Consider the following 8,158-nt stretch of genomic DNA (forward strand, 5'->3'; position numbering starts at 1 on the left):
GAAATGGTTACTGCCTACAGCACCATCGCCAATGCGGGCCGGTACGTCGAGCCCATCCTCATCACCAGCATTGAAGACCGCCACGGCAAGGTGCTGCAAACCTTTGCGCCGCCCGCGCCCGAGCAGGCCATGCCCCTGCAGGCGGCACAAACCCTGCGCAACGCCATGCGCGGCACCATCGACCGGGGCACGGGTTCCGCTCTGCGCAGCCGCTACGGCCTGCGGGCCGACCTGGCGGGCAAAACCGGCACCACGCAAGACAACACCGACGGCTGGTTCATTGCCTTGCACCCGCGTGTGGTGGCGGGCGCGTGGGTGGGCTTCAACGATGGGCGCATCACCCTGCGCAGCGATTACTGGGGCCAGGGTGCCCACAGCGCGCTGCCCATGGTGGGCGACTTTTTGCAGCAGGCCTTCCGCACCAACACCCTGGACGGCCGCGACCGGTTTGTGGACGAGGAAACCCCCAGTTTGCTGGGCGATGCCATGAACGGTGTGCGCACCTGGGTGCGTGATCTGTTTGGCCGGGATGTTCCCCCGCCGCCCGAGGTAGGTGCCGATCCGCTGCCGCCATCCCTGCCGCCAGGCTCGCTCCCGCCCGTGATTCGCGATGCGGACCCGCCGCCACCCGGCGCCCAAGGGGGGCAGGGCGGGGCGGTGTTTGGTGGCAGCCCCGTGCCCCTGACACCTGCAGAAGCTGCAGCCACCCCGGTGCCGGGTGTGGTGGTGCCATCGCAGACCGACAGGCCCGTGCGGGACGGGGAACCGTGAACGGTTGATTCACCCGCCCGCAGCTCGCCGCCTGCCAACGGCAGGGCGGGCGTGGTGCAGCGGCGAAGGCTTTGCAGCTTGCTGCTGTAGTAGTGGCCGCCTCTTTCAAGGACTGCCGGATGCTACTTTTTTGAGGCTTTCGCTGGCTGTGCCGGCTGAGGGGGGCTGAAAAAGAACCCAAGCCGGTGTGCGACTGCTCCTTGCTTCATGCGGGCAGATCAAAGAGCGGCACGGCCCGCCGCTCGAAGCACCTCACTGACGTGGAGTGAAATGGCAGTCAATCACTCAATATCCACGCAGTGCAGTCCAAACGTTCCGGTCTTGCGATCGGCAAAGTAGGCTTCCAGGGTTTCCTTCACCGTGCGGAAGGCGATCTCGTCCCAGGGCACTTCTGCTTCGGTGAACAGGCGCGCTTCGATGGTTTCAAAGCCGGGGTTGAATTTTTCACTGAGCAGGCTGGCCAGGTAGAAAAAGTGCACCTGCCCCACGCGGGGCACGTTCAGCACGCTGAACAGTGGGCCCATCTGGATTTGTGCCCCGGCCTCTTCATCGGTTTCGCGGGCTGCGCCTTGCGAGGTGGTTTCGTCCAGCTCCATGAAGCCTGCGGGCAGCGTCCATTTGCCCCAGCGCGGCTCAATGTTGCGCTTGCACAGCAGCACCCGTCCGTCGGGCGTGGTGGGCACGGTGCCAACGACGTTCAGCGGGTTTTCGTAGTGCACCGTGTTGCAGACGGGGCAGACGGCGCGCAGCTTGGTATCGCCGTCGTCAGGCAGGCGGTACACCACGGCGTTGCCGCAGTTGCGGCAGTGTTTGATGGGGCTGCGGTAGGTCATGCAGAAGTTTGAGTCAAATCGGCTTGTAGCGCTTGATGGATAAGCGCAGCAAGCTATCAAAATAGTAGTGAATATGGCAGGCGTTGCTGGCGCGGTGGGCGGGGGCAACGATGCACCCCCGCCGCGCGGCGCATTACACCAGCTTGAGACGAATGCTGCCCAGCCCGTCCACGCCGCCTTCCAGCACGTCGCCAGTCACCACAGCGCCCACACCTTCGGGGGTGCCGGTGTAGATCAGGTCGCCAGGCTGCAATTCCCAGGCGGCGGAGAGGTGCTCGATGGTTTCGGCAATGTTCCAGATCAGTTGGGCAATGGTGCTGCGCTGGCGGTCCACTCCGTTGACTTGCAGCCAGATGCCAGCCTTGCCCACATCGCCCGCCTGCGCTGCGGGAGTGATGGGGCCAATGGGCGCGCTGTGGTCAAAGCCCTTGCCAATGCTCCAGGGGCGGCCCTGCTTTTTCATGTCGTTTTGCAGGTCGCGGCGGGTCATGTCCAGGCCCACGGCGTAGCCGTAGATGTGCGAGAGCGCATCGGCCGCCGCAATGTTCTTGCCCCCCTTGCCAATGGCCACCACCAGCTCAATCTCGTGGTGCAGGTTGGCCGTGAGGGACGGGTAGGGCAGCGCTGTGGTGGCGCCGGGAGGGGCGACCACGATGGCGTCGGCAGGCTTCATGAAGAAGAAGGGTGGCTCACGCCCTGTGAAGCCCATCTCCTTGGCGTGCTCTTCGTAATTGCGGCCCACGCAATAGATGCGGTGCACCGGAAATTGCGCTTCAGTGCCCACCACAGGAACGCTGGGGGTGGGGGCGGGGGGGAACACATAGCTCATGTCTGCCTTTCATTGTGGTGTAGCTGCTGTGCGCAGCCCAAAAACAGTGCCGCGCCCGCCAGCGAAGCAGGCTAAGCCGTGGGCGCATGAAGCGCAGTGTGCCACGGGCACGGGCTGTTGGCAGGGGGGCGCTACACTCGCGCCCATGCCCAAGAGCTTCGATTTACACACCGCGCCGGGCCACCTGGTTCGGCGAGCGCACCAGCGCTCGGTGGCGCTTTTCATGGAAGAAGCCGCCGACTTTGAGGTGACGCCCGTGCAGTTCGCCATCTTGCACGCACTGCTGGAACAGCCGGGCGAAGACCAGGTGACGCTGGCCACCCGTGTGGCGTTTGATGCCGCCACGTCGGGCTCGGTCATCGGGCGCCTGGAAGCGCGCGGCTGGGTGCGGCGTGAGCCCGATACCCAGGACCGGCGCCGCAAGCTCCTGTGGATCACCCCCGAAGGCGAAGCCGCCGTGCTGCGCATGCGCCCGGCCGCCCAGCGCGTGCAGGAAAGGCTGGTCGCCCCCCTCACGCCGCAGGAACAGGCCCAGCTCAACGCCTTGCTGACCAAACTGGTGTTCAGCACCGGCACCGAAAGCCACGGGCGCTGAGGTGCTGGGGGCGTCCCCATCCCTGCGCCAGAACCCCCCTTATCCGCTTTGCGCTTGACCATGAAGCTCTACAACTATTTCCGATCCTCCGCCTCTTTTCGCGTGCGCATCGCGCTCCATATCAAGGGCCTGCCCTATGAGTACCTGCCGGTGCACGTGCTGCGCGGCGAGCACCGCGACCCGGCCTACGCCAACCTGGTAGGCGATGCCCTGGTGCCCGCCCTGGTCACCGACGAGGGGGCCGTGCTGCCGCAATCCATGGCCATCATGGAGTATCTGGAAGAGCTGCACCCCACCCCCGCGCTGTTGCCCGGCACGCCTTTGGCCCGCGCCCGGGTGCGCGCGCTGGCACAAATGGTGGCTTGCGAAATCCACCCGCTGAACAACCCCCGCGTGCTCAAGTACCTCATCGGCACCCTGCATGCCAATGAAGACGCGAAAAATGCCTGGTACCACCACTGGGTGCGCCAGGGCCTGGAGGCCTTTGAGCGCCAGCTGGCACTGCTGGCCGCCGAGCGGCAGGCACAGGGGCTGGCCCCCTCGGTGTATTGCTGGGGTGACACCCCCACGCTGGCCGATTGCTGCCTGGTGCCGCAAATCTTCAACGGCAAACGCTTTGGCGTGAACCTCGATGGTCTGCCGCTCACCATGGCTGCCTTTGATGCCTGCATGGCCATGCCAGCATTCGCCCAGGCCCAGCCCTCGGCGTGTCCGGACAACGCGCCGTGAGCGGCGATTTAGGCGCTGCGCTGCCCGCAGATTGGCTGGTGCCTGAGTGGCCTGCCCCGGCGGGCGTGCAGGCCCTGTGCACCACGCGCGCAGGCGGTGTCAGCCAGGGGCCCTATGCCAGCATGAACCTGGGCACGCATGTGGGCGACGACCCGCAGGCGGTGCAAACCAACCGCGCCCGCCTACAGGCGGCCCTGGGTCAATCCACACCGGGCGCCCGCCCTGTGTTTTTAAGCCAGGTGCATGGCACGGGCGTGGCTGCCTTGACCGCCTCTACCCCCGACAACACCGAAGCAGACGCCTGCGTGGCGACCGAGGCCGGTGTGGTCTGCACCATCATGGTGGCCGATTGCCTGCCGGTGTTGCTTGCCCACACCAGTGGCGCCGTGGTGGGTGCAGCTCATGCGGGCTGGCGGGGCCTGGCAGGCCAGGGCGGGGTGGGTGTACTGGAATCAGCCATGCGTGCGTTGTTTGAGCGATTTCAGGCTCTAGCGCTTGTCAATAAAGCGCAAGCAGCTATTGAAAATGTAGCAAACAACGCAGAAAGTTTTGAAGCGGTAGCCTGCGGCACCTTGGCCTGGCTGGGGCCTTGCATCGGCCCGCAGGCTTTTGAGGTGGGCCCGGAAGTGCGCGAGGCGTTTTGCGCTGCTGGCCCCCAATACAGCGCCTGCTTTGTTCCGTCGCCCACCCGGCAGGGCAAATGGCTGGCCGATTTGGCGGGCCTGGCCCGTTTGCGCCTGCAGGCCATGGGCGTCACGCGCATTTATGGCAATGACAGCAGCGCAGCGTGGTGCACGGTCACCCAGTCAGCCCGGTTCTTTTCCCATCGGCGCGACACGGCCTTGCTCGGTGGCAGCGGGCGGCTGGCCGCCTGCATCTGGCGCGGTTGAGGCAGGCGCTGCCGCTGCCTGGGCCTGTGCTTCTTCGTAGGCGGCCCGCTCGGCCATCTCCCGCGCCTTGATGGCGCGTTTGCGTGATGGGGTGCCCAGGATGTAGCCCACGATGCCCATCGGCAGCAAGCCATACAGCACAAACGTCATGACAGCGCCCAGTACGGTGCCCATGGGGCTGGCGGCCTCCGCCACTGCCATCATCAAAGTGACGTAAAGCCATGCAATCAGGACAAGGTACATTGGTGTGTATGTAGGTTAAACGCTCCATCATGGTTGCCATACCCCAGCGGGCTGGGCAACAATGAACCAGAGCGGGTGAAAAACCCTGCAGCCCGCCCGACGGACCACACTTTGAGGAACGCAGCATGAATTCTGAAGCACTCTGGGCCCAAGGTGCCCAGCAATTCCAACAGATATTTGGAGACAGCTGGGCCAAAGCGCTGCAATCTTTCCAGAACCTGGATCTGGGTGGCCCCCCGGGCAAGGTGCCTGCGGTGCAGTTGTCTCCCGCCAAGCTGCAGGCCCTGCAAGAGCAGTACCTCAAGGAGGCGCAGGCGCTGTGGTCGCAAAGCCTGCAAGGCACGCCCGAGGTGAAAGACCGCCGTTTCAGCGGCGACGGCTGGGCTTCGAACCCCGTGGCTGCTTTTTCAGCGGCCGCCTACCTGCTCAACGCCCGCACGCTGATGGGTCTGGCCGATGCGGTAGAAGGCGACGAAAAAACCCGCGCCCGCATCCGCTTTGGCGTAGAGCAGTGGATGGCCGCCATGGCCCCGAGCAACTTTCTGGCCTTTAACGCCGAAGCGCAGAAAAAGGCCATCGAGACCAAGGGTGAGAGCATTGCCAAGGGCATGCAAAACCTGCTGCACGACATCCGCCAGGGCCATGTGTCGATGACGGACGAGAGCCTGTTCGAGGTGGGCCGCAACGTGGCCACCACCGAGGGTGCGGTGGTGTATGAGAATGAGCTGTTCCAGTTGCTCGAATACAAGCCCCTCACCACCAAGGTGTACGAACGGCCCTTTTTGCTGGTGCCGCCTTGCATCAACAAGTTCTACATCCTTGATTTGCAGCCCGACAACTCCTTCATCCGCTACGCGGTGGAGCAGGGGCACCGCACCTTTGTGGTGAGCTGGCGCAACCCGCACGAAGACTTGGCCCACAAAACCTGGGACGACTATGTGGAAGACGGCGCCATGGCAGCCATCGACGTGGTGCAGAGCATCACCGGGGCTGACCAAATCAATGCGCTGGGCTTTTGCGTGGGCGGCACCATCTTGAGCAATGCCCTGGCGGTGATGGCTGCGCGCGGGCAAGAGCCCGTGGCCAGCGCCACCTTCCTCACCACGCTCATCGACTTTGCCGACACCGGGATCCTGGACGTGTTCATTGACGAGGCGTTCGTGCAGTTCCGCGAGTTGCAAATGGGCAAAGGCGGGCTGATGAAGGGGCAAGACCTGGCCTCGACCTTCAGCTTTCTGCGGCCCAATGACCTGGTGTGGAACTACGTGGTGGGCAACTACCTCAAGGGCGAAACGCCGCCCCCGTTCGACCTGCTGTACTGGAACAGCGACAGCACCAATCTGCCCGGCCCCTTCTACGCCTGGTACCTGCGCAACTTCTATCTGGAAAACAACCTGGTGCAGCCGGGCAAGCTCACCGTCTGTGGCGAGAAGCTGGACCTGGGCCAGCTCACCCTGCCGGTGTACATCTACGGCTCGCGCGAAGACCACATCGTGCCCATCAATGCGGCCTACGCGTCCACCCAGGTGCTGCGTGGCAAAAAGCGGTTTGTCATGGGGGCCTCGGGCCATATCGCCGGGGTGATCAACCCGCCTGCCAAGAACAAACGCAGCCACTGGATTCGCGCCGATGGAAAGCTGCCCGCCACCCTGGATCAATGGCTTGAAGGGGCCACGGAGCATGCGGGCAGCTGGTGGACCGACTGGTCCCACTGGTTGAAGGCCCACGCTGGCAAGCAGATTGCCGCCCCCAAGACCTACGGCAAGGGCGCCAAGTTCAAGGCCATCGAGCCCGCCCCTGGCAGCTACGTTAAGCAAAAGTCCTGACTTGCAGGACTGAGAGAATGTTTAGGCTCGCCCTTCAAAGCGCATGTGGTGCGCCGCCGGGCAGAAGAGATTCACACTGAAAGGACTTTCATGGAAGACATCGTTATTGTTTCGGCCGCCCGCACTGCAGTGGGCAAGTTTGGCGGTTCGCTGGCCAAGACCCCGGCAACCGAGCTGGGCGCCGTGGTGATCCGTGAAGCCATCGCGCGTGCGGGTCTGGCGTCTGACCAGATCGGTGAAGTCATCATGGGCCAGGTGCTGGCTGCTGGCGTAGGCCAGAACCCAGCCCGCCAGGCCATGATGAAGGCTGGTGTGGCCAAGGAAACCCCTGCCTTGACCATCAATGCTGTGTGCGGCTCCGGCCTCAAGGCCGTGATGCTGGCCGCCCAGGCCGTGGCCTGGGGCGACAGCGAAATCGTGGTGGCGGGTGGGCAGGAAAACATGAGCCTCTCGCCCCACGTACTCAACGGCTCGCGCGACGGCCAGCGCATGGGCGACTGGAAGATGGTGGACACCATGATCGTGGACGGCCTTTGGGACGTCTACAACCAGTACCATATGGGCATCACGGCCGAGAACGTCGCCAAGCAATACGGCATTACCCGTGACATGCAAGACGCCCTGGCCCTGGCCAGCCAGCAAAAAGCTGCAGCCGCCCAGGATGCGGGCAAGTTTGTGGACGAAATCGTGGGTGTGAGCATTCCCCAGAAAAAGGGCGACCCGGTTGTCTTCAACGTGGACGAGTACCTCAACCGCAAGACCAGTGCCGAAGCCCTGGCGGGCCTGCGCCCAGCGTTTGACAAGGGCGGCAGCGTGACGGCCGGCAATGCCTCGGGCATCAACGACGGCGCCGCTGCCGTGGTGGTGATGAGCGCCAAGAAGGCCGCAGCGCTGGGCCTCAAGCCCCTGGCGCGCATTGCGGCCTTTGGCACCAGCGGCCTGGACCCCGCCACGATGGGCATGGGCCCCGTGCCTGCTTCCCGCAAGGCTCTGCAACGCGCTGGCTGGAACGCCGCCGATGTGGACTTGTTCGAGTTGAACGAAGCGTTTGCGGCGCAAGCCTGCGCAGTGAACAAAGAGTTGGCCATTGATCCCGCCAAGGTCAACGTCAACGGCGGTGCCATCGCGATTGGCCACCCCATTGGTGCGTCGGGCTGCCGCATCTTGGTGACCCTGCTGCACGAAATGCAGCGCCGTGATGCCAAGAAGGGTCTGGCGGCCTTGTGCATCGGAGGTGGCATGGGCGTTTCGCTGGCGCTTGAGCGCTGAGCCCACTGCTTTTTTTGATCCCCTGCAAGGCCGCGCGGATGCGCGGCCTTTTTCATGCCCGTTGCACCCGTGCGACGGTCTGCGTGTTTCGTTACTTTTTTTGGAAAAGACCGCACGCCCCAGTGTTTACCTGCACAGCCAGCTCACAAATCTTCGGTAGAGTGGTAAGAGGC

Annotated in this window: 9 protein-coding genes; 6 read left to right on the plus strand and 3 right to left on the minus strand. The window is 64.1% G+C overall.

What is annotated here, in order from left to right; genetic code table 11:
• Positions 1 to 771 (plus strand): penicillin-binding transpeptidase domain-containing protein (locus AADJ04_RS16965; protein WP_341240329.1); only part of this gene is annotated, 771 nt, incomplete at its 5' end.
• A gap of 281 nt (positions 772 to 1,052) precedes the next feature.
• Here the strand turns inward: AADJ04_RS16965 and AADJ04_RS16970 are convergent.
• Positions 1,053 to 1,604, minus strand: coding sequence for an NUDIX hydrolase (locus AADJ04_RS16970; protein WP_341240330.1), 552 nt, complete (start codon positions 1,602 to 1,604; stop codon positions 1,053 to 1,055).
• A 133-nt stretch (positions 1,605 to 1,737) separates the two neighbouring features.
• Complete coding sequence (locus tag AADJ04_RS16975; RefSeq protein ID WP_341240331.1) at positions 1,738 to 2,433, minus strand: fumarylacetoacetate hydrolase family protein; 696 nt, start codon at positions 2,431 to 2,433, stop codon at positions 1,738 to 1,740.
• Positions 2,434 to 2,578: 145 nt separating this feature from the next.
• Here AADJ04_RS16975 and AADJ04_RS16980 point away from each other — a divergent pair, with 145 nt between their 5' ends.
• The 3 genes from AADJ04_RS16980 to AADJ04_RS16990 are packed head-to-tail and all read left to right on the plus strand — an operon-like array spanning position 2,579 to position 4,647.
• Positions 2,579 to 3,028 (plus strand): MarR family transcriptional regulator, encoded by a 450-nt coding sequence (locus AADJ04_RS16980; RefSeq protein ID WP_207375018.1) that lies wholly within the window; start codon positions 2,579 to 2,581, stop codon positions 3,026 to 3,028.
• A gap of 60 nt (positions 3,029 to 3,088) precedes the next feature.
• Positions 3,089 to 3,757, plus strand: coding sequence for a maleylacetoacetate isomerase (gene maiA / locus AADJ04_RS16985; RefSeq protein WP_341240332.1), 669 nt, complete (start codon positions 3,089 to 3,091; stop codon positions 3,755 to 3,757).
• Positions 3,736 to 4,647, plus strand: a complete 912-nt coding sequence (locus AADJ04_RS16990) for a polyphenol oxidase family protein (protein ID WP_341240333.1) — start codon at positions 3,736 to 3,738, stop codon at positions 4,645 to 4,647. The genes maiA and AADJ04_RS16990 overlap by 22 nt, the downstream gene beginning before the upstream one ends.
• Here the strand turns inward: AADJ04_RS16990 and AADJ04_RS16995 are convergent.
• The gene (locus AADJ04_RS16995; RefSeq protein ID WP_341240334.1) at positions 4,564 to 4,890 is read right to left on the minus strand and encodes a hypothetical protein; all 327 of its coding nucleotides are present in this window, start codon (positions 4,888 to 4,890) and stop codon (positions 4,564 to 4,566) included. The genes AADJ04_RS16990 and AADJ04_RS16995 overlap by 84 nt on opposite strands.
• A gap of 125 nt (positions 4,891 to 5,015) precedes the next feature.
• Between AADJ04_RS16995 and phaC the strand changes: the two genes are divergently transcribed.
• The gene (phaC, locus tag AADJ04_RS17000; protein ID WP_341240335.1) at positions 5,016 to 6,716 is read left to right on the plus strand and encodes a class I poly(R)-hydroxyalkanoic acid synthase; all 1,701 of its coding nucleotides are present in this window, start codon (positions 5,016 to 5,018) and stop codon (positions 6,714 to 6,716) included.
• A 90-nt stretch (positions 6,717 to 6,806) separates the two neighbouring features.
• Positions 6,807 to 7,985 (plus strand): acetyl-CoA C-acetyltransferase, encoded by a 1,179-nt coding sequence (locus tag AADJ04_RS17005; protein WP_341240336.1) that lies wholly within the window; start codon positions 6,807 to 6,809, stop codon positions 7,983 to 7,985.
• Positions 7,986 to 8,158 lie beyond the last annotated feature (173 nt).

Source organism: uncultured Acidovorax sp. (assembly GCF_964021665.1).
Classification (GTDB): Bacteria; Pseudomonadota; Gammaproteobacteria; order Burkholderiales; family Burkholderiaceae_C; genus Acidovorax; species Acidovorax temperans.

Bases quoted from the DNA above. Each gene is read 5' to 3' on its own strand.
- AADJ04_RS17005 (WP_341240336.1), top strand. From the start codon at position 6,807: ATGGAAGACATCGTTATTGTTTCGGCCGCCCGCACTGCAGTGGGCAAG.
- AADJ04_RS16995 (WP_341240334.1), bottom strand. From the start codon at position 4,890: ATGTACCTTGTCCTGATTGCATGGCTTTACGTCACTTTGATGATGGCA.
- AADJ04_RS16980 (WP_207375018.1), top strand. From the start codon at position 2,579: ATGCCCAAGAGCTTCGATTTACACACCGCGCCGGGCCACCTGGTTCGG.
- phaC (WP_341240335.1), top strand. From the start codon at position 5,016: ATGAATTCTGAAGCACTCTGGGCCCAAGGTGCCCAGCAATTCCAACAG.
- AADJ04_RS16970 (WP_341240330.1), bottom strand. From the start codon at position 1,604: ATGACCTACCGCAGCCCCATCAAACACTGCCGCAACTGCGGCAACGCC.
- maiA (WP_341240332.1), top strand. From the start codon at position 3,089: ATGAAGCTCTACAACTATTTCCGATCCTCCGCCTCTTTTCGCGTGCGC.
- AADJ04_RS16975 (WP_341240331.1), bottom strand. From the start codon at position 2,433: ATGAGCTATGTGTTCCCCCCCGCCCCCACCCCCAGCGTTCCTGTGGTG.